Genomic DNA, 18,868 nt, shown 5'->3' with positions numbered 1-18,868 from the left:
CCCGGTCAGCTGCCGTTCGGCCCGAGGTTCGCGCCCTCGCTCTTCGACAGGTACACCGTCACCACTGTGGTCCGGTCACTGCGCAGCACCACGAAGTGCGACACGTCGGCGATCGCGACGGGCGCCGTGCCGGTGACCTCCTGCACCTTGCCGGCCCCGCCGGTCCAGTTGACGACGGGCCACCGGGTGCCGTCGAGGCTGTAGCCGTACAGCCGGTAGCCGACATCCTTCTGCAGGCCGGTCACCGTCGCCCGCACCTGCACCGACCCGTTCGCCTGAGTAAGCGATACGGCCAACTCGGCGTGACTGTCCACGTCCGTCGCCGAGGCCGCGGCGCTGACGACTATCGGCACGCCGGGCGCTGTCGACTCGTCGCCGTCGCGCAGCAGCGCACCCACGGCCAGACCCCCCAGCGTCACGGTGGTGGCCAGCATCCCGATGGAGACCACCAACGCTCGCGTGCGCCCGGCTGGCCGGGGCTGCCTGACCACCGCGGGCCTGGGCGCGGCGGGTGCCGGCACCTCGGCGGCGGGAGCAGCGTCGACCACAGGCGCGGGCCGCGCACCCGGAGCGACAGTCGCGGCGGGCGCGGGCGCATCGGCCGGGAGCGACGACCGGGGAGGCGACACATGCGTCGCCGCGGCGGCCGGGCCCGGTGCCGGGCGCGCGGCAACGGCAGCTGACGGCAGGGAAGGCGCGGCGGGCATGCCGGCAGGCGATGTGGCAGGTCGGCCCGGTGCTGGTGCGGGCCGGTCGGGTGACGAGGCGGGCAGGCCCGGTGACGAGGCGGGCAGGCCAGCAGCCGGTGCGGCGGATCGGGCAGCCGGTGCGGCGGATCCGGCAGGTGGTGCGGCGGACCCGGCAGGCGGTGTGGCGGATCCGGCAGGCGGTGTGGCGGAGCCGTGGCGTTCGGCCGGTTCGGGGGGAGGCGCGCAAGGCTCTGGCGTCGACGGGCGGTGTGGAGTCCCCGTACGGTGTCCCGGAGCCACAGGCGAACCGGCCGGTGTGGCAGCGGGCCGCGCTTCGGGCGCTGCGGCGACGGCTGGAGGGCGTGCGGCGGGGGTGTCCGCCGCCTCGCCGCGGCCGAGCCGGTGGGTCCAGGGCAGACGCCGCGGGCGACGGGACTCGTCCTGGGGTTCCTCGACAGGCGCGAAGTGCTCCGGGAACGCCGGCGGTGTTGCGGTGCCGAGGGCCCCGTACGCGTTGACAAGCGTCTCCCGTTGGTCGGTCAGCAGCGCCAGCACGCCGAGCACCTCGCACAGCCGGTCCGCCTCGACCCGGCATGCGGCGCACGCGTCGAGGTGCTCACGTACCCGCGCTGCCGACGTCGCGTCGAGCACGTCGAGGTGATAGAGGCCCAGCAACTCCTCGACGTGCCCGGCATCGTCGGCCACCCGCCTCACATCCACGGTTCGCCTACTGCCTGTTGTGGGCCTCCAGGCATGGCGGTGGTCATTCCGCGCTCTTGTCCGACTTCGCTCCCACCGATGCCTCGCGGTCCGCGGTCGACGCCTGTGGAGTGCCAGTGCCCCGCTCGGACGACCCGGGCGAGACCGGGACGCCGGCCTTCGCGTCGGGACTGAACGAGGTCGGAGTTGGTGAGGTAGGCGTCGCGGGGTCGCCGTCCCTCGTGCCCGGCCGTGCTCCCGGGGTGATGAGGGTCGTGTCCCGCTGGGCGCCCGGCCTGACCGCCGGCGGACGCGTGGCAGGTGGCGGAGTGTCGTCGCCGGCCGGCGGATCGACGGCTTCCTCCTCGGGCACCGCCTCGTCCCGCAGCAGCCTGCGGATGCGGACGACCAGCAGGACTGCCGCGGCAAGGGCGACAAGCGTCACCACGATGAGCAGCGCCGACCGGCCGCCGGTTGCTCCGGAGGTGATCCGGGCCAGACTCTGCTCGTCGGATTCGGGGGACACGGCCTCCTCCGGGAGCACCTTGGTGACCGACTCGGCAGGATTGATCATTCCCGCGCCGAAGCGGCCGTCGAGGGCCGTTCCGCTGCCGATCTTGTCGGCGGTCGCCTGGAGCCGATGGGCAACCTGCTGAGCTGTCAACTCCGGGTACGCGCTCCGGACGAGTGCGGCGGTGCCCGCGACGAAGGCCACGGCATAGTGGGTGCCGCTGCCCGTCATCGAGCCGGTACCTGTGATGCCGGTGCTCGTGACGTTGACGCCCGGCGCCACGACGTCCACGCCGCCCTTGCGATAGTCGTCGGCGCCCTGGCCGTCCACACCCACGCCGCCGACGCGCAGTCGGCCGTCGCCGGTAGCGGCGTCCGCCTCAGCCGGGGTCGGACGGCGGGCGGCCCCGAGTACGACGACGACGTCGTGCTTCAGAGCGTCAGCGATGGCGTCCGCGACGCCCTTGTCGGCGGCGTCCACATAGGGTCCGAGCGCGATGACCGTGGCGCCGGCCCCGACTGCCGCGTTGATTCCGGCGGCGGCGTCGGCCGCCCGCACCTTCGTGCTGGTGCCCGCTATCCGGATCGGCAGGACCGTGGAGTCCGGCGCAACCCCTGTGATACCTCCACCGGAGCTGGGCTGTGCGGCGATGAGCCCGGCCATGGCGGTCCCGGTGCCGAGACAGTCGGTGTCACCACGGCCGCTGCCGGTGACGATGTCCGAGCCGACGGCGATGTGCCCGGTCAGCTGCGGCAGGCTGCCGTCCGCTCCGGAATCGACAACGGCGACGAGCTGACCCTTGCCCCGGCTCTGCGGCCAGGCCTGGTCGGCGGCGAGTCGTAGCTGGGCCCAGCTGGAGGTGCCGCTGGACGCGGCAGCTGTCGCACACGGCCCTCCCTTGCCGGGCTTGCCCGTCTGGCCGCCCTTCGACGGGCTCTTGCTCGGGGTGGGCCTTGTGGTCGCCGTCGCGGTCCCGCCGGGCTGGGGGGTCGTACGCGATGCCTGTGGCGTGGGCGTCACGCCCGGCTTGGGGATCACTTTGGCCGTCGGCGACTTGTCGGGCAGGACGCCGTATTGCACGCCGCCGCCGACCGCGTCCCAGGGCAGGATCAGGATCCAGCCGGGGTTGAGCCGCGCGGGGTCCACGAGCACGCCGCCGTCGGGCTGTGGCCGTCCGGAGTTGAGGTTGAACAACTCGGCGGAGCGGGCACTGTCGCCGACAAAGCGCTCGGCGATCTCGCTGAGGTTCTCCTTCGCACCGTTCTGCGACGAGGTCACCGTGTAGTACTTCACGTAATCCTCGTCGGCCTGCGCGGCGGTCGCGGTGAGGCCGAGCAGCGCTACCACCGCGCTCACGGCCAAGCCCGCACGAAGTGCCGACCGAGTGATCAAGGACATGCGTCTCACCTTTGTCGTAGCCGTCCGGGATTGAATCGGATGGTGTCGCCGGGCATCTCAGGGACCGGCTTCCGGGGCGTACCTATGCAGTTCGGCACCTACAGCACTGACGACGGCGCCTCCGACCCACTCACCGGTCACCTGCGGGTCGGCGGGTCAGTCGGGTTGCCCGGAGACCGGGGCGCCGGCGACGCCGGGCAGGTAGACCGACACCACCACCCCGCCGGCCTCCGGCGAGACAGTGAAGAACGACAGCTCCTTCAGACGTACGCCGTCCAGCTCGCCGGTGACCTCGTGCACGGGCGAGGTGCCCGCCCAGCGGCCCACCGGTTGGCTGTCCCCGTCGGAGGTGACCGCATAGAGCACGTACCGCGTGCCGGAGCGCAGCCCGCTGACCGTGGCCCGGACCGTGACACCGTCCTCGTCTTCGGTGAGGAAGACGGATGCCGAGGCGCCGGATCTCGTGTCGCTGGCCTTGGCCGCGACTGTCGCCACGGTCGTCGCGTCGTCTGTCTCGGGACCGCGCACGATCGCGCCGAGCCCGAGCCCGGCGAGGACCAACACGAGAACGAGCAGGCCGCTCGCGCGGATCAGCCGCAGCCGGCGTGCGGCAGTCCGCGGCCTGCCGGGGCGGCTGCCGGGCCTTTCGAAGCGGCCCGTCGGGCGCGTGTCCGGCGGGACTGCACTCCGGTCGCCGCCGGTCGGGTGCGGCCGGGCGACGACGTGAGCCGTCGATCGATCGTCGGCGCTGACCGGAGCCTCGCCGCCGACGTCAGCGAGCAGGGCCAGGGCGGCCAGGGTCTCGACGACCCCGTCCGCCCTGGCCCGGCACTCGGCGCATGCCGCCAGGTGGCGATGGATGACGTCGCTCTGCGCCGGGTCCAGTTCACCCAGGTGATGCAAGCCGAGGAGATCGTCCCCGACGTGTTCGTCCGACACCGTCATCCCTCCCTCCGGGCGATTACTTGACGAGCATCCAGAACTGGTCTCGGTTGACCGTCGGCATCCGGTCGTACTGTTCGACGAAGTAACCGTTCCAGGTGCCGGCGTTCTGCGGGCCGAGATCATCGCCGAGCAGCTCCATCACCCTGCCGGACTTCCGGTTCTCGATGGACACCTTGCCGTCGCCGGCGTCGGTGATCTTCCACTGCTGCGTCGTGGAGTTGACGTCCTTGGTGGCGACGACCACCTTCGCGTAGTTGTCGGTGGACCCGTTCTCGATGGCGAGCGCCTGCCCGGTGAAGTCATTGAGGAACATGACGTACCCGTCGGTCTTCGCCTTCTGGATTCGCCAGTACTGGTCTTTCGCGTTCTGGTTGTTCCAGAGCTGAACCCGGGTCCCAGAATCCGGCTTGACACTGTCGCCCGGCAGATCGAGCGTGGCTGCTGCCCAGGCACTGCGGATCTGGTAGCGGGCATTCGGATCGAACGGGAACGTCGCGGGCTTCGCCGGCGCCTTCGTGGTCACCTTCGGTGCGGGTGCCGATGCCGATGCCGATGGCGAGGCCGAGGGCGATGCCTTGCTGGGCGAGGCGCTCGGCGTCGGTTTGACCACCGCGGTGGTCAGCCGACTGTCCTTCTCGTACACGCTGATGTAGGTGACGACCTCGTCGGCCAACTGCGGGACGTTGGCGCGGGGCAGGCCGTTGGCCCGCCGGATCACGTCGATGCCCCACTGGTACGCCCCGAGTGCCAGCGTGTACGCGTCCCCGCCGCTGAGCCCGACGAACTGGTTGGTCATGTCGCACATGGCGGCGCCCATGGCGAGGATCGCGTCGTCCGGGTTCCAGACGGAGGCCGCCGTTCCCGGCTTGTACTGATCCCACATGCTGTCGGAGAACTGGGCGATTCCGGCGGCACCTGTGGGCGAGCGCAGGTTCGTGTTGAAGCCGGACAGGGCGCGTAGCTGCGCGGCGATCCGGGCGGGGGTGACGGTGGGGCAGACCCGCCCGGCCGCGTTGACGGCGCTGACCAGTGTGGCTGGTACGGCCACGGTTTGATCGGCCGACGGGGAGACCATCACCTCGGCGGTCCTGCCGAGGCGGAACTGCGGCTGATCGGCGTACCAGTTGGCGTAGGCGGTGACCTTGTCGACGTGGTCCTCGGCAGTCTTCGGCACGCCCTTCGCCTTGATCACTGCCTGCAGGCCCACCTTGTCCGCGGCCATGGCAGCGGCCCAGAGGTCGCCGTCGACGTCGGCCGCGCGCAACTGGCCAACTACCTCGCACGTGCGGTGGGCCATGGCCAGGACACTTGCCGCAGGGTCGGTGCGATTGGCGTCGGCCGACGGCCGCCACTTCGACCACGTCGCGTCGTCCATCCCGGCCAGGCCCTTGTTGGCGCCGTCGGAGCCGAACGCGGTAGCGGCCATCACCTGGGCCGCCATCTTCGGCGGGGTCAGGGCAGGGCAGGACAGGGCGGCGGCGACGAGGGACGGCACGTCCTCGTCGGCTACCGGGCGCCCCACCAGCTTCTCGTTGTCGGCGACCGCCGGGACGACATCGAGGGCCAGTGCGCCACACAGGACGATGGTGAGCGTCAAGGCCACCACTTCCGCCTGGCCCCGGGTCGTCGCCATCACCCGCCGCCATCGCGACCGTAAGGTAGCGCGTTGAGTCATCAGTCCACCCATCTGCTCGGTTGAGCCTGGATCAGAGGTTCGTGCGCAACGAAGACGGATCCCGGTCGTCGCCGGTTCACGATTCGGTGGGCTTCTTTGCGGCACCCGCGCGCATCGAGCTGTCGTCCGGACGGATCATGAAACCACGTCCGGCGAGAGCTTCGCGCAGTGCCCGAAGCGCGTAGAAGGTGCGGGATTTCACCGTTCCAGCGGGAACGTCCAGGATCTCGGCGACCTCGGCCACCGACCGTTCCTGGAAGTAGATCTCGACGAGCGTGATCCGGAGTCGCTCGGGCAGCGAGTTGAGCGCCGCGCGGACCTCCTGTGCGTCAAGTGCCTGCTCGATCGGGTCCTCGAAGTGGGCGTGGGCGTCGATGTGCTCGTCCGAGAGTTCGGCGGGCCGCGCCTGCGCGGCGCGAACCTGGTCGATGAAGATGCGCTTCGCCACCGTGAAGATCCAGGCGCGGCTCCACCGTCCGTCGGCGTTGCGGGCTTCCGGGTTACGCCAGGCCCGCAGCAGCGCCTCCTGCACGATGTCCTCGGCCCGGTGCACGTCGCCGTTGGTCAGCCGGGTCAGAAAGTTGAGGAGCACCGGGCCGTGAACCTGCTGCAGGTAGCGCAGCGCGGCAACGTCAGCGCCGTCGGGTGCGGCGGGTGACGCGCCGGAACATGAGGCACTTTCAACCATTGGACAACTTATACACGTCGCTCGACAGGCCCGGGCATCCAGATGGTGTACCGAGTGTACGTCCAAGAGGGGCGGCCTCCCCGACCGAAGGGGACGTTGCCACCGCCTTCCTTGCGGGGGCGCGCGCCACCACCAGATCGCTCGACGGATGACACGGTAGTTTGCCTGTCATGAGTGACGACACCTTCCGCTCGGTGGAGATCGAGCGCACCAGCGTGGGAAACTACGTCGCGCGGAACGTCCGCGGCGGTTCCTTGTCCATGGGTACGGGCGAGGACGCCAGTTTCACGCCTGTGGAGCTGCTCCTGGCCGCCATCGGTGGTTGCAGCGCGGTGGACGTCGACCACATCACCAGCCGGCGTGCCGAGCCGACCGGGTTCTCCGTCGAGGTCAGCGGCGACAAGATCCGGGACGAGGTCGGTGGAAACCGGATGCAGAACATCAGGGTCGAGTTCACCGTGACGTTCCCGGCGGGGCCGGAGGGGGACCGGGCGCGTGAGGCGCTGCCCCGGTCGTTGCAGCAGTCCCACGATCGCCTGTGCACCGTTTCCCGTACCGTCGAGCTTGGCACTCCCGTCGCGGTCGTCGATGCGGCCGCCGCCGGGCAAGAGCCGAGGCCGTAGCCGTTGTCGGCGGCGCGGGCGTGTTCGGCCCGGTGAAAAGGCGCCTCGCCCCGACGTGAGGGTTCAGACCCGCGTGATCCGTACCGCGTCGGCGATCACGAGTCCGGTGCCACCGGTCCAGCGGCTCACGCCGACGGTGTTGCCCGTGCCGGCGGCCAAGGTGAACACACCGATCGAGACCCATCGGCCGCCGTTGGCCCGCTGGTTGACGGGCACCGACAGGGTTCCGGTGGTGGTCGCCACCAGGTACGGCGTCTGATCGTTGTAGCCGGCGTCGGCCGGGTACCAGACCGAGATCTCGTAGTTTCCCGTTGCCGGAATCGTCGACCGGAACCAGGCGACGTCGCTGGACGACACCGGGCTCGCGAACCGGTAGTCGGTGCCGTACCGCTGGCCGGAGTAGGTCGAGGTGCCCCACGCGGTGCTCGCCGTGAACCCGCCCGAGGTGCTGTTGTCGATGGTCGCGGTCCACTGCTGCGGCGGGGTCTGGGTGACCCTCAGGTCGAGGTAGTTGCGGTCGATCTTCATCGTCACGCCGCCCCACGTCTCGGTGACGTCGCCGGCGTACTGGTGGACCCGCTGCTGGTTCGCGTAGTAGGCGTCGGCGCAGTAGCTGCCGGCCCGCGTGTCGGCCACCCCGTTCCACCAACCGATCCAGATCTGGTCGAGTCGGGTGTAGCTCGGGTTGCCGTACGCGTCGCAGACGTCCTTGATGCCGGACGAGCCGCTGGAGTACATGCCGGCGAGGTAGCCGCGCACGTGCAGTTGCTCGGTCCAGCCGGACAGGAACGACAACACGGCGGCCCGGCACGACGCGTTCGTCGGGTACTGCTCGATGTCGTTGTAGATGGTGCTCGCACTGCCGATGCCCAGTGCCTGAGCGGCGTTCGCGGACCTGTTCGCCGCGGAGACGCCCTGTGACCGGGCGGTGGTGGGGTCGGCGGACATCTTCGGAGCGCGAGTGCCGCAGGGTGCCTGGTAGCCCAGCTCGATGGGGAGCAGTCGCCATCCGTTGTTCGTCTGGTTGGCCACCCACGTCGGCGTGAGGTTGGGCTGGGAGCAGGTGCGGCTGTCCCCGCTGATGTAGATGCCGATCGCGCCGTAGGGCGAGCTGGCCCGCCACGTGTCCATGGCGGCCTGTGCCGGCGCCGTGCAGGTGTCGAACCCGCGGCCGGTGAAGGTGCCGGGCTGCGGGCCGGTGACCAGCGGCACCACGGCAGTCGGTGCTGGCGCGGTTGTCGCGGCACCCGCGACCGGGCCAGCCGGTGCCACGACACCTGCGGCAACGGTGAGAACGACAAGCCACCCGGCGAATGCCCGCACGCCGCCTCCACATGTGAAGAAATCCTTGGCCTCTGGCAGCCACTGTGGAGGATTTCTACCATGAATCGATGAGCGGCAATAGAGGGGCAGTCGGGGTGGGCCCGGTTCGGAACGCCGCGAGCCGCGGACTACGCCGGGACCACCTGCGGCTCCCCGGCGGTGTCATGGGCGGCCATCGTCTCCTGCCGGCCGGGTTCCTCGCGCAGGATCGCGCAGTGCAGCCACGAATCCGGAATCGCGAAACCGTCCACGAGCGTCCGCATGTGCGGGCGTAGCTCCTTGAGCAGGCTGTTCACCACACCGGTGATCGCCTTGGATCGGGCCGGGGTGAGACGGCCGTGCTCCAGGTACCAGCCCTTGTTGGCCTCGATGACGCTGAGCGCGTACAGGTCGCAGACTCGGGACAGCAGATCCCGCAACGTCGGGTCGGCGACACCCTCGATGCCGGCGACGAACGCCTCCAGGGTGACCCGGTCGACGTGCGCGGCGGCAACAGCGAGGACATGATCCTGGACGTCGTTGAAGATGTCGAAGGGATGGTCCTTCTTCGTGGCCGCGCCACCGCGCAGGCGGCGGACCGCGCCCTCCAGGAGATGCCTCTCGCGGTCCTCGAAGGCCTTGAGCTGCCAGCCGCGGTCGGTGAGGGCGACCTCGTCGTCGCGTCCGGGCACCGCGCTGATCAGCCGCTCGATGAGCGACCGCGCGGCGGTGCGCTCCAGCACCATCTCGCGGACCTGTTCGGCGACGAAGGAGGCACGACCCCAGCCGTCCAACGAGCCGAACTCGTCCCGATAGCCGGTCAGCAGTCCCTTGGCCACCAGTTGCAACAGCACCGTGTTGTCGCCCTCGAACGTGGTGAAGACGTCGGTGTCGGCCTTGAGGCTGGGTAGCCGGTTCTCGGCGAGGTAACCGGCGCCGCCGCACGCCTCGCGGCACATCTGGATGGTGCGCGTCGCGTGCCAGGTCTGCGCCGCTTTGAGGCCCGCGGCCCGGGACTCCAACTCCCGCTGCCGGCGCTCGTCGACCGGCCCGTCGCCGCCCTGCACCGAACTGAGCGCGGCGACCAGCTCGGTCTGGGCGAAGTGCAGCGCGTACGTGGTGGCCAGGGCGGGCAGGAGCTTGCGCTGGTGGGCCAGGTAGTCGTTGAGCAGCACCTCCCGGTCGGCGTCCGGCGTGCCGAACTGGCGGCGGATGTCGCCGTAGCGCACCGCGATGGTCAGCGCCGACTTCGTGGCTGCCGACGCGGCGCCGCCCACGCTGACCCGGCCACGGACCAGGGTGCCGAGCATCGTGAAGAAGCGCCGGGAGTCGTTCTCGATCGGGCTGGCGTACGTCCCGTCCTCCGCGACCTGCCCGTACCGGTCCAGCAGCATGTCCCGCGGCACCTCGACGTGCTCGAAGCTGAGCCGCCCGTTGTCCACGCCGAGCAGGCCGGCCTTGGGGCCGGCGTCGCCGATGGTCACGCCGGGCAGCGGGTTGCCCCGCTCGTCGCGGATCGGCACCAGCCACGCGTGTACGCCGTGCCGCTGCCCACCGCTGATCAGCTGCGCGAAGACCACCGCCATCCGCCCGTCCCGGGCCGCGTTGCCGATGTAGTCCTTGCGGGCCGCCTGGTGCGGGGTGTGCAGATCGAAGGTCTGCGTCTGCGGGTCGTACGTGCAGGTGGTGCGCAGCTGCTGGACGTCGGATCCATGGCCGGTCTCGGTCATCGCGAAACAGCCGAAGATCTTGCCCGAGGCGATGTCCCGCAGATAGGCGTCGTGGTGGCGCCGGGTGCCCAGGGCGGCGACCGCGCCGCCGAAAAGGCCCCACTGCACGCCCGCCTTGACCATCAGTGACAGGTCGACCTGCGCCAGCATCTCGCTGGCGATGATCGAGCCGCCGACGTCGCCCCTGCCGCCGTACTCGGTGGGGAAGCCCGACGCCATGCCCAGCTCGACGGGGAGCTGGGTGAGCAGCCGGGTGATCCGCTCCCGTGCCTGGTCACCGGTTTCGCCGTACACCGGGAGGAAGCGCTCGTCGAGGTGATCCCGGTGTGCCTTGCGAACCTCGGCCCATGGCCCGTCGAGCACTTCCCGCAGGTGTGCGAGGTCGATCCGGCTGGTCTCGTGAGCGGGCATGGGGTCCCCCCTGGGATGGCGGACATATGGGGACAGTCTGTACTCGATCAAGAGTACCGGGCCCCTGGCGCGATCCGCCCGGAGAACCATCGGTGAGACCGGACACCATCGCGGCCGGTCGCCGAGCGACCGCACCGCTGCGTCTCGGACGTGGTAACTGTCGGCTCAGCCCTCCTGGAAGGGCGACCTGCTGACGGGACGCAGGACAACCGTCGGAGCATCGACCATGCCCCCACCGGCCGGCGCCAACGGCTGGGTCGTCGAGGGAACGTCCTCCTCCGGTGCGCTCCTGCGGCGCATCACCACCAGTGCGAGCGCGCCCAGGCCCGCGGCGACAAGCACGCCGCCCAGGAGGAAGAACGGCGACGAACTGCTTCCCTCGTCGCTGACGGCCTTGAGGGTGGGCGGGGCGGCCTCGGGGGTGCCGTCGCCTGCCGCGGCGAGAGGGCTCTCCTCTACCGTCGGCGACGCCGACGTCCTGGTGGGCGCTGCAACCGCCGAGAGGGTCAGCCGCACGGTCGCGGCGTCACCGGCGCTGCCGCGTACCGTCGTGCGAGCGGCGCGGTAGCCATCCTTGGTCGCGCGGACGGTGATGGCTCCCGCGGCGATCGTCCTGCCGGCGCTCGACGTGATCGAGAACTGGCCACTGGGGCCGCTGGTCGTCCGGTATTCGTGCCCGGCGCTGTCCTGGATGGTCAGGGCCACGCCGGCGATCGCCTTCCCGTCGGAGTCGCGGACCCGGCCGGAGACCCCGCTCACCCCGGCCGCCGGCTTGCCGCTGGCGGCCGACGACGCGCCGGGGCCGTGGACGTAGACCATCTTGTACGCATAGCTGTTCTGCTCGGCAAGCCGTACGCCGATCGAGATGTTGAGGCCGGTGATCTCACCCGGGCGAGCCGCGGGGGCGACCAGCGTCGCCTCGAAGCTCTGGCTCTGGCCGGGTTTGAGGTTCGGCTCCGCCCGGCATCCGGAGGTGCACCGCAAGCCGCCACCGACCACCACGATGGCCTTTTCGGCCCGGCTTGCGCTGTTGGTGACGCGGTAGCGCACGCGTACCGTCTCGTTGGGTTTCACGTTCTCCGCCGACACGCTCAGGATGCTGACGGTCTCCGGGGCGGCCGCCGCAGGCGCCGCCGACACGGCGAGCGTCCCCCCGGTCAGCATGATCAATGCGGCCGCTCGGGTCCATCGGACACGTAAGCGCGTCGTCACTTCCAACCACCTATTCCAAGGGCAGGCAATATCGGTCGATGGTGCCGCGGGTCACTATGCCCTGTCCGGCACGGGCTGCGCGATCCACCTCCGACGGACGCGTCGCCATCGCAACCCGCCCACCGCGCACCGTCAGCGGCGCACCCGGTAGCGCAGGTGAAGCACCCGGTTGCCCGGAATCACCACGTCAGGGTCCTCCAACAGGTGCTGCGCGTCGACCGACCCGAAGTAGCGCTTGCCGGACCCGAACACGACGGGTACGACGTCCATGCGCACCTCGTCGATCAGGCCCGCGGCGAGCACCTGGCCACCGACGTCGCCAGCGGCCACCTCGACCACGCGGTCACCCGCGAGTTCCTGCGCCCTGGCCATGGCCGCCTCGACGCCGTCGACGAAGTGAAACGGCGCCTCCGGGTCCCAACCCTCGGGTGCCGGCCGGTGCGTCACGACGACCACGTGGTCGATCCCGCCCGGAGGCTTACCGTCCCAGCCGTCAGTCATGTCGAAGACGTGGCGGCCGACGACTGTCACCCCGATCTGGTCCCAGTAGGGCCGGGTGTAGTCGTAGGACGTCTGTGACACCATCAGCGCGCCGCTGTCGTCCAACGGGACGTCACCGCTGGACAACCAGTCGAACAGCGGGCCGGGCTGGTCGTTCTCGTCCGCGACGAAGCCGTCCACCGACACCGAGCTGTACATGACGACAGTGCCCACGGGGCTCTCCTCTGCCTGGGGGCCCTCAAATTAGCGTGCCGTGAGCCGTCGTTCTTGTAAGAAATCAATCGATTGGCAGCGGCCAGCCGTCCAGCACGTGGCCGGGATGGTCGCGGAGGAACCGCCGCCGGACTTCGACGTACCGGGTCGGCGTGAGGCCGGTGAACGCCCGGAACTCGTGGCCGAAGTGGGCCTGGTCGAAGTAGCCCGCGCCGCCGGCGAGGTGGCCCCAGTCGATCGGTCCGGCGGGATCGATCGAGAGCACGGTGGCGGCGAAGCGGTGGGTGCGGGCCAGTCGCTTCGGTGTGACGCCGATGAGCTCCTTGAAACGCCGTGCCAGATGGGTGCTGCTGACACCGGCTGCCACGCTCAGGTCGCCGATCGCCACGCTCCCGCTGGTCGTCGCGATGAGACTGCTCGTGTGCCTGACCAGCCCCAGGCCGGCGGTCTCGCACAGCCGCCGCATCAGCTCGTCCTCAAGCAGCGTCAGCATCTCGTGCGGTCCGGCCGACGCGGCCAGCCGGTCGCGCAGCTCAGCAACGGCGGGCCGGCCCCACACCTGTTCCATCGTCACCGGCCGGTCACACAGCTCGGCCGCGGGCATCGGCAGGAACGGCGCCAGCCCCCACGGCTTGACGTGTACGCCGACGGAACGGGTCGGGAGTGGGTAGCCGAACTCCAGCGCGCGGGTGGGCGTGGTGACCACGCAGCCGTCGGCGTAGTCGGCCGCCTCGATGTCGGTGCCGCCGCGGATGCGGAACGGCGCTCCGAGGTTCACGATCAGCAACGCCCCCGGCATCGGCGGCAGCATCAGCCGGGCGTACGGCGGCGTACCTTCCAGGTAGTAGATGTCGTCGATCAGTCGGTCCAGCGGTGGCCGCGGCAGTCTGGACACATACTCCACGCCCACAGCATCGCCGACACCCTGAACGAGGGCCGGCCGCAACACGTCTTCGGTGCGGACCAACGCCCGACCCGTGGCGCGGGCACCGGCCGGTCGAGCGTGCCGGGGAGGCGGTCGCGACGTTCGCGGCGAGAGGCGTGGCAACCAGGCAGGCAGACCGGCACCCACTGTCGGGCGTTTGCGGCAGGCTCGTTCAGCGCCTGTTTGCCGATGTTGCCGCCCGCCACCGGATCGGATGGCACCCTGGGCCCGTGGACCGGGCAGCGAGCCCGGGGGAGGGTGGCATCAGGATCACGGTGAACGGCTTCTGATGCATACCGCGTTGATCGTGTTGGCCGCGCTGGCGACGGCTGTGGTCGTCGACCTGGTCTCCGGCGTGCTGGTGCGCCGGGTTGCCCGGGGCCGCTACAGGTGGCTGCTGGAGCCGCTGCGGCTCGCCTGCCGCCGCCCGGCAGCCACGGCTCTGCTGGTCGGGGCGCTGTACTACGCGCTGCCGCCTGAACTGGCCGGGTGGGGGCGTTATCTGCGGCATGCCGCCCTGCTGGTCCTGATCGCCGTCGGTGCGTGGCTGGTGGTCAGGGCATTGCACGTGGCCGAAGCGGTCGCGTTCAGTCGACTGCCGAGTAATTTGGCAACGAACCGGCGGGTCCGGCGGGCCCGGACCCAGATCCGTCCGGTGCGGCGGCTCACGGTGGCTGTTGTCACGGTCCTCGCGATCGGCCTGATCCTGATCACCTTCCGGCCGGTACGCCTCTTCGGCGTCTCGATTCTGACCTCGGCCGGGGTGGTCGGCGCGCTGATCGGCCTCTCCGCCCGAACCGCGCTCGCCAATGCGTTCGCCGGCATCCAGGTCGCCTTCGCCGACGGGCTGCACGTCGGCGACGTGCTGGTGGTGGAGGGCGAATGGGGTCGGGTCGAGGAGGTGAAGCTGACCAACGTGGTAATCCGGCTCTGGGACGAACGGATTCTCATCCTGCCGACCACGTACTTCACCGAGCGGCCGTTCCAGAACTGGACCCGGAACGAGTCGCGGGTGATCGGCAAGATCCAGATCCACGTCGACCACACCGCGGACCTGGACGACCTGCGCCGGGAGGCACGCCGACTGGTCGAGTCCGCACTGCTGTGGGATCGCAGCCAGTGGGTGCTCCAGATGGTCGACGCCACCGCGCAGACCGTGATCGTCCAGGTGCAGGCCTCTGCTGCGGACGGTGCCAGCGCCTGGGACCTGAGCTGCGACCTACGCGAGGGACTGATCCGCTACCTGCGTGACCAACACCCCCAGTGGCTGCCCCGAACCCGCAGCCAGTACCAGCCCTGACCGGCGGGTATGTCTCCACGTCCTCCACTCCGTCAGTGGCGGGCGGGGGCGGCTCCCCGGTGCGGACCTCGCGTGTGCCGCCTGCCGCAGCGGGTAACCCAGGCAATCTACTGGTACCCAGGCTCAGGAAGGTCGACAAATGATCGAGCTGCCGTCCGGCCAGACCATGCCCGTACTCGGTCAGGGGACCTGGTACCTGGGTGAGCGCCCCGCACGGCGGCGGGACGAGATCGCCGCCCTGCACACCGGGCTCGACCTGGGCTTGACCATGATCGACACTGCGGAGATGTACGGTGACGGCGCTTCCGAGGAACTCGTCGGCGAAGCGATCACCGGACGACGCGCCGATGTCTTTCTGGTCGACAAGGTGCTGCCGTCCAACGCCAGCCGACGGGGAACCGTGCAGGCCTGCCGCCGCAGCCTGCAACGACTCGGCGTCGACCACATCGACCTCTACCTGCTGCACTGGCGCGGCTCGCATCCACTCGCGGAGACCATCGAGGCGTTCGCCGAACTCGTCGACGCCGGTGACATTGGGCAGTGGGGCGTCAGCAACTTCGATCTTTCCGACATGACGGAGCTATTCGAGGCAGCGGGCGGGCAAGACTGCGCGACCAATCAGATCCTGTACAACCTCACCCGCCGCGGCCCGGAATACGACCTGCTGCCCTGGCTACGCGAGCACGGGATTCCGGCGATGGCCTACTCGCCGATCGAGCAGGGCCGACTGCTCGGCCACTCCCAGATCGCGGAGATCGCCGCCCGGCACGGGGCCACCCCGGCCCAGGTGGCGCTGGCCTGGGTGCTGCGGCAGGAGATGGTTGGGGCCATCCCGCGATCGTCCAATCCGGAACACACCCGGGAGAACGCGGAAGCGCGAAACCTGCAGTTGACCGAGGAGGACGTAGCGGCACTCGACACGGCGTTCCCGCCGCCGACAGGTCCGCAACCGCTCGAGATCTTGTAGCGGCGCCCGCCTGGTGAAACCGCCGATCGCCCGCCTCAGCCTCTTGGTGGGTCAGGTTCGTGAGTGATCCGGCGGATCACCCGCGACTGGTAGAGGCCGGCGCTGGTGATCGCGTAGAAGACGGGTAGAAGGAGAAAGATGGCGAGGCCGAGCAACGGCGCCACCAGGTAGCCGACTATCCCCGCGAGGACGTACAGGACGACCCCGGCGAGGGCCCGGAATCGCTCGACGTGAAAGAAGCCGTCCCTCACCTGGTCCTTCAGCAAGTCCGGGTTTCGGGCCAGGTAGTGGTAGAACGCCAGCCACGTCGCACACAGCAACGCGCCGATCAGCGCGTAGAAGCCGATAGCCACCCGCTGGTCCGCGTTGTCGTGCTCCTGCAACGCGTGCGACACGACGATTGTCGGAAACGGCAGCAGCGCCGTGCTGAACAACACAAACAGGTTCATCCAGTGCAGGCCGCGATCGACCTGCTGAATGCGGTTGAACGCCGCCTTGTGATTGAGCCAGACGACCGCCACGTACGAGTAGGAGGCGAGATACGCGGCATACGACGGCCACTGGCTGAGCAGGCCGGACAGGAGGTGGCCGGGCGGGACGTCCGGTACCCGGAGGTCCAGGACCAGCAGTGTGATGATGATGGCGAAGATGGCATCGCTGAACGCGACGGCGCGGCTGGTGTCCGATCGGGTGCCTAGGTCCGTGTCTGGCCCGCTCACCGCCTGCGCCTACCCGGGGCCGTCTGCGGCAAACAGGTGGGCGGCTCGGTTGCGGATGCCTGGTGCCCGCAGGTCGACGCCTCTTGATGTGGCGCATCCGGCCACCGCGGGCGGCGGTGGCCGGATGAGGGTGGTGGCTCACGGTTTGAGAACGACCTTCTCGCAGTGGTCTTGCTTGTTCTTGAACATTTCGAAGCCGCGTTCTGCCTGGTCGAGCGGCAGGGTGTGGGTGATGACCCGGGTCGGATCGATCTCCCCGCGTTCGATGTGCTGTAGCAGCGGCTTCATGTAGCGCTGCACGTGGCATTGGCCGGTACGCAGGGTCAGCGCCCGATTCATCCACGCCCCGGCCGGGAACTTGTCGAGGAAGCCGCCGTACACACCGATCACCGACACGATGCCGCCGCTGCGGCACGACAGGATCGCCTGCCGCAGCGCGTGCGGGCGCTCGGACTCCGAGCGGACCGCCTGCTTGACCCGGTCATAGGCGTAGAGGGCCGCGCTGCCGTGGGTGGCCTCCATGCCGACCGCGTCGATGCACTTGTCCGGTCCCCGCCCACCGGTCAGCTCCAGCAGCCGGGACCGCACGTCCACCTCCTCGAAGTTCACCGGCGTATAGCCCGCCCGCTCGGCCATCTGCAGCCGGTACGGCTCCTTGTCGATGGCGATGACCTTCGCGGCGCCGAGCATCCGGGCGCTGTCCATCGCGAACTGGCCGACCGGGCCGGCGCCCCACACCGCCACCACGTCGGTGGACTGGATGTCGCACATATCGGCACCCATGTAGCCGGTGGGCAGGATGTCCGAGAGGAACAGCACCTGCTCGTCGGTCAGGTCGGACTCGATCTTCAGCGGACCGACGTCGGCGAACGGCACCCGCGCGTACTGCGCCTGACCGCCCGCGAAGCCGCCGGTCAGATGCGAATAGCCGAAGATCCCGGCGACCGGATGACCGAACATCTTCTCCGCGATCCCCGCGTTGGGGTTGGAGTTCTCGCAGCAGGAGTACAGCTCGGCGGCGCAGGCGCCGCACGCGCCGCAGGCGATCGGGAACGGCACGACGACCCGGTCACCCTTACGCAGCCGACCTGGATCGACGCCCCGGCCGACCTCGATCACCTCACCCATGAACTCGTGACCCATGACGTCGCCGTTCTGCATCGTAGGCACATAACCGTCGACGAGGTGCAGGTCCGAGCCACAGATCGCGGTGGAGGTGATCCGTACGATGGCATCGCGCTCGTTCAGGATCCGCGGGTCCGGCACGTCACGGACCTTGACCTTGTTCCGGCCGGCCCAGGTGTTCGCCCTCATGCCTGGGCCCCCTTCGCGAACTCGGCATCCGACAGCGGCTGCGCCGGACGCTGCGGGAACTCCTTGCGGGCCCGTTTGCCCCACGGGGCGCCGTCGGACCGGACCACCTCGCCGGTCTCCAGCACCTGCTTGAGCCGACGCAGGTCGTCGTCGAGCTGCTGGTGCGGCTCCTCGCCGAAGTACCTGGCGACCGCCTTGCCGATCGCCCCGCCCGGGATGTCGTACGACAGAACGACGTGCACCTCCGTGCTCAGGCCATCCGGGGCGGGCACGAACCGGACCGTACCGGCGTTCGGCACGTCGGCGTTGCCGGTCGACCGCCACGCGATCTTCTCGCCGGGCGTGTCGTCGACGATCTCCGCGTCCCACTCGACGTTCGTGCCGAACGGGGCGCTGGCGGACCAGTGGCTCGTACGGTTACCGGTGGAGCGGATCTTTTCGAGATGAGCCATGAACGTCGGCAGGTTGTCCAGATCGCGCCAGAACGCGTAGACCTTGGGCGGCGGTTTGCGAATGGTTGTCGTGGCTGTCAGCTCCATGGGTCCTCCTCTGCGTGAACCTCGTACCGCGCCGACCTCCTTCGCCCGCGTGGCCTGTACGGCGGTCAACAGGTCCACCACCGTGATCCCGACGATGGCGCCGGTGACAACGAGGAGCCGCCGACGGCGGCGCCCGCCGCGGTGGGCGATGGCCAGTCCGAGCGAGGCCAGGTCCATCGCGTCGCCCGCGACCCGGGTCCAGGCCCACATGCTCTTGCGCCGGCTCGTCAGGAGCCCGGCCGCGTGTATCAGCTCCCGCGCCCCGACGAGTGGCACCACCGCCCGGGACGTCGGGGAGTCGTCCACGCCGCTGATCCGGCGTACCGTGTCCGATGCCGCCAGTTGTGCCACGCCCAGGCCGAGGCTCATCCAGCCGAGCCCGCGCCCTCGCCGCTGTACCTCGTCCTGCCTGGCCTTGGTCGCCTCTCGGGTCGCCAGTCCGGTCACGGGTAGCCTCCGTATCCGGTCGCGCCCGCCCGGGCAGCCCGATTCACGGTGCCCCGGGGC

Annotated in this window: 16 protein-coding genes and 1 pseudogene; 3 read left to right on the top strand and 14 right to left on the bottom strand. The window is 70.0% G+C overall.

Going from position 1 to position 18,868, the window contains the following annotated elements; genetic code table 11:
* Positions 1-5: 5 nt before the first annotated feature.
* The 6 genes and pseudogenes from ACLQ27_RS06445 to ACLQ27_RS06420 all read right to left on the bottom strand — a co-directional run bounded on the left by ACLQ27_RS06445 (position 6) and on the right by ACLQ27_RS06420 (position 6,605).
* Positions 6-449 carry a hypothetical protein gene (locus ACLQ27_RS06445; RefSeq protein ID WP_425865947.1) on the bottom strand — a complete coding sequence of 148 codons (444 nt, stop codon included), beginning with the start codon at positions 447-449 and terminating at the stop codon, positions 6-8.
* Positions 450-1,289: 840 nt separating this feature from the next.
* A pseudogene (locus tag ACLQ27_RS06440) lies at positions 1,290-1,394 on the bottom strand (zf-HC2 domain-containing protein); the annotation flags it as partial.
* Positions 1,395-1,452: 58 nt separating this feature from the next.
* Positions 1,453-3,297, bottom strand: a complete 1,845-nt coding sequence (locus ACLQ27_RS06435; RefSeq protein ID WP_357574253.1) for a S8 family serine peptidase — start codon at positions 3,295-3,297, stop codon at positions 1,453-1,455.
* 156 nt (positions 3,298-3,453) lie between these two features.
* Positions 3,454-4,236, bottom strand: coding sequence for a zf-HC2 domain-containing protein (locus ACLQ27_RS06430; RefSeq protein WP_425865896.1), 783 nt, complete (start codon positions 4,234-4,236; stop codon positions 3,454-3,456).
* Between the two features lie 22 nt (positions 4,237-4,258).
* A complete protein-coding gene (locus ACLQ27_RS06425; RefSeq protein WP_425865895.1) occupies positions 4,259-5,917 on the bottom strand; it encodes an RICIN domain-containing protein in 1,659 nt (552 codons plus the stop codon).
* 76 nt (positions 5,918-5,993) lie between these two features.
* Positions 5,994-6,605, bottom strand: a complete 612-nt coding sequence (locus ACLQ27_RS06420) for a sigma-70 family RNA polymerase sigma factor (protein WP_357492995.1) — start codon at positions 6,603-6,605, stop codon at positions 5,994-5,996.
* A gap of 170 nt (positions 6,606-6,775) precedes the next feature.
* Between ACLQ27_RS06420 and ACLQ27_RS06415 the strand changes: the two genes are divergently transcribed.
* On the top strand, positions 6,776-7,228 hold the full coding sequence (locus ACLQ27_RS06415; protein ID WP_357492993.1) for an OsmC family protein: 453 nt from the start codon (positions 6,776-6,778) through the stop codon (positions 7,226-7,228).
* Positions 7,229-7,291: 63 nt separating this feature from the next.
* Here the strand turns inward: ACLQ27_RS06415 and ACLQ27_RS06410 are convergent, their stop codons facing one another.
* The 5 genes from ACLQ27_RS06410 to ACLQ27_RS06390 form a co-directional block, all read right to left on the bottom strand.
* The gene (locus ACLQ27_RS06410) at positions 7,292-8,551 is read right to left on the bottom strand and encodes a glycoside hydrolase domain-containing protein (protein ID WP_425865894.1); all 1,260 of its coding nucleotides are present in this window, start codon (positions 8,549-8,551) and stop codon (positions 7,292-7,294) included.
* A gap of 128 nt (positions 8,552-8,679) precedes the next feature.
* The gene (locus ACLQ27_RS06405) at positions 8,680-10,671 is read right to left on the bottom strand and encodes an acyl-CoA dehydrogenase (RefSeq protein ID WP_425865893.1); all 1,992 of its coding nucleotides are present in this window, start codon (positions 10,669-10,671) and stop codon (positions 8,680-8,682) included.
* Between the two features lie 165 nt (positions 10,672-10,836).
* The gene (locus ACLQ27_RS06400) at positions 10,837-11,811 is read right to left on the bottom strand and encodes a carboxypeptidase regulatory-like domain-containing protein (protein WP_425865892.1); all 975 of its coding nucleotides are present in this window, start codon (positions 11,809-11,811) and stop codon (positions 10,837-10,839) included.
* 204 nt (positions 11,812-12,015) lie between these two features.
* The gene (locus ACLQ27_RS06395; RefSeq protein ID WP_357574246.1) at positions 12,016-12,597 is read right to left on the bottom strand and encodes a dihydrofolate reductase family protein; all 582 of its coding nucleotides are present in this window, start codon (positions 12,595-12,597) and stop codon (positions 12,016-12,018) included.
* Positions 12,598-12,661: 64 nt separating this feature from the next.
* Positions 12,662-13,492 (bottom strand): AraC family transcriptional regulator, encoded by an 831-nt coding sequence (locus ACLQ27_RS06390; RefSeq protein WP_357574245.1) that lies wholly within the window; start codon positions 13,490-13,492, stop codon positions 12,662-12,664.
* A gap of 319 nt (positions 13,493-13,811) precedes the next feature.
* Here ACLQ27_RS06390 and ACLQ27_RS06385 point away from each other — a divergent pair, with 319 nt between their 5' ends.
* A complete protein-coding gene (locus ACLQ27_RS06385; RefSeq protein ID WP_357492981.1) occupies positions 13,812-14,822 on the top strand; it encodes a mechanosensitive ion channel family protein in 1,011 nt (336 codons plus the stop codon).
* 139 nt (positions 14,823-14,961) lie between these two features.
* Positions 14,962-15,789: an aldo/keto reductase gene (locus tag ACLQ27_RS06380; RefSeq protein WP_357574244.1), complete on the top strand. Its 828-nt coding sequence runs from the start codon at positions 14,962-14,964 to the stop codon at positions 15,787-15,789.
* Between the two features lie 35 nt (positions 15,790-15,824).
* Here ACLQ27_RS06380 and ACLQ27_RS06375 read toward each other — a convergent pair whose 3' ends face one another.
* The 3 genes from ACLQ27_RS06375 to ACLQ27_RS06365 form a co-directional block, all read right to left on the bottom strand.
* Positions 15,825-16,508 (bottom strand): TMEM175 family protein, encoded by a 684-nt coding sequence (locus ACLQ27_RS06375; RefSeq protein ID WP_357492977.1) that lies wholly within the window; start codon positions 16,506-16,508, stop codon positions 15,825-15,827.
* Between the two features lie 138 nt (positions 16,509-16,646).
* Positions 16,647-17,822: a zinc-dependent alcohol dehydrogenase gene (locus ACLQ27_RS06370; RefSeq protein WP_234581000.1), complete on the bottom strand. Its 1,176-nt coding sequence runs from the start codon at positions 17,820-17,822 to the stop codon at positions 16,647-16,649.
* Positions 17,819-18,808 (bottom strand): SRPBCC family protein, encoded by a 990-nt coding sequence (locus tag ACLQ27_RS06365; protein WP_357492974.1) that lies wholly within the window; start codon positions 18,806-18,808, stop codon positions 17,819-17,821. Before ACLQ27_RS06365 ends, ACLQ27_RS06370 begins: the two co-directional genes overlap by 4 nt.
* Between the last annotated feature and the right edge of the window lie 60 nt (positions 18,809-18,868).

Source organism: Micromonospora sp. DT63 (assembly GCF_049841615.1).
Lineage (GTDB): Bacteria > Actinomycetota > Actinomycetes > Mycobacteriales > Micromonosporaceae > Micromonospora.
This window is presented reverse-complemented; position numbering and strand designations above follow the sequence as displayed.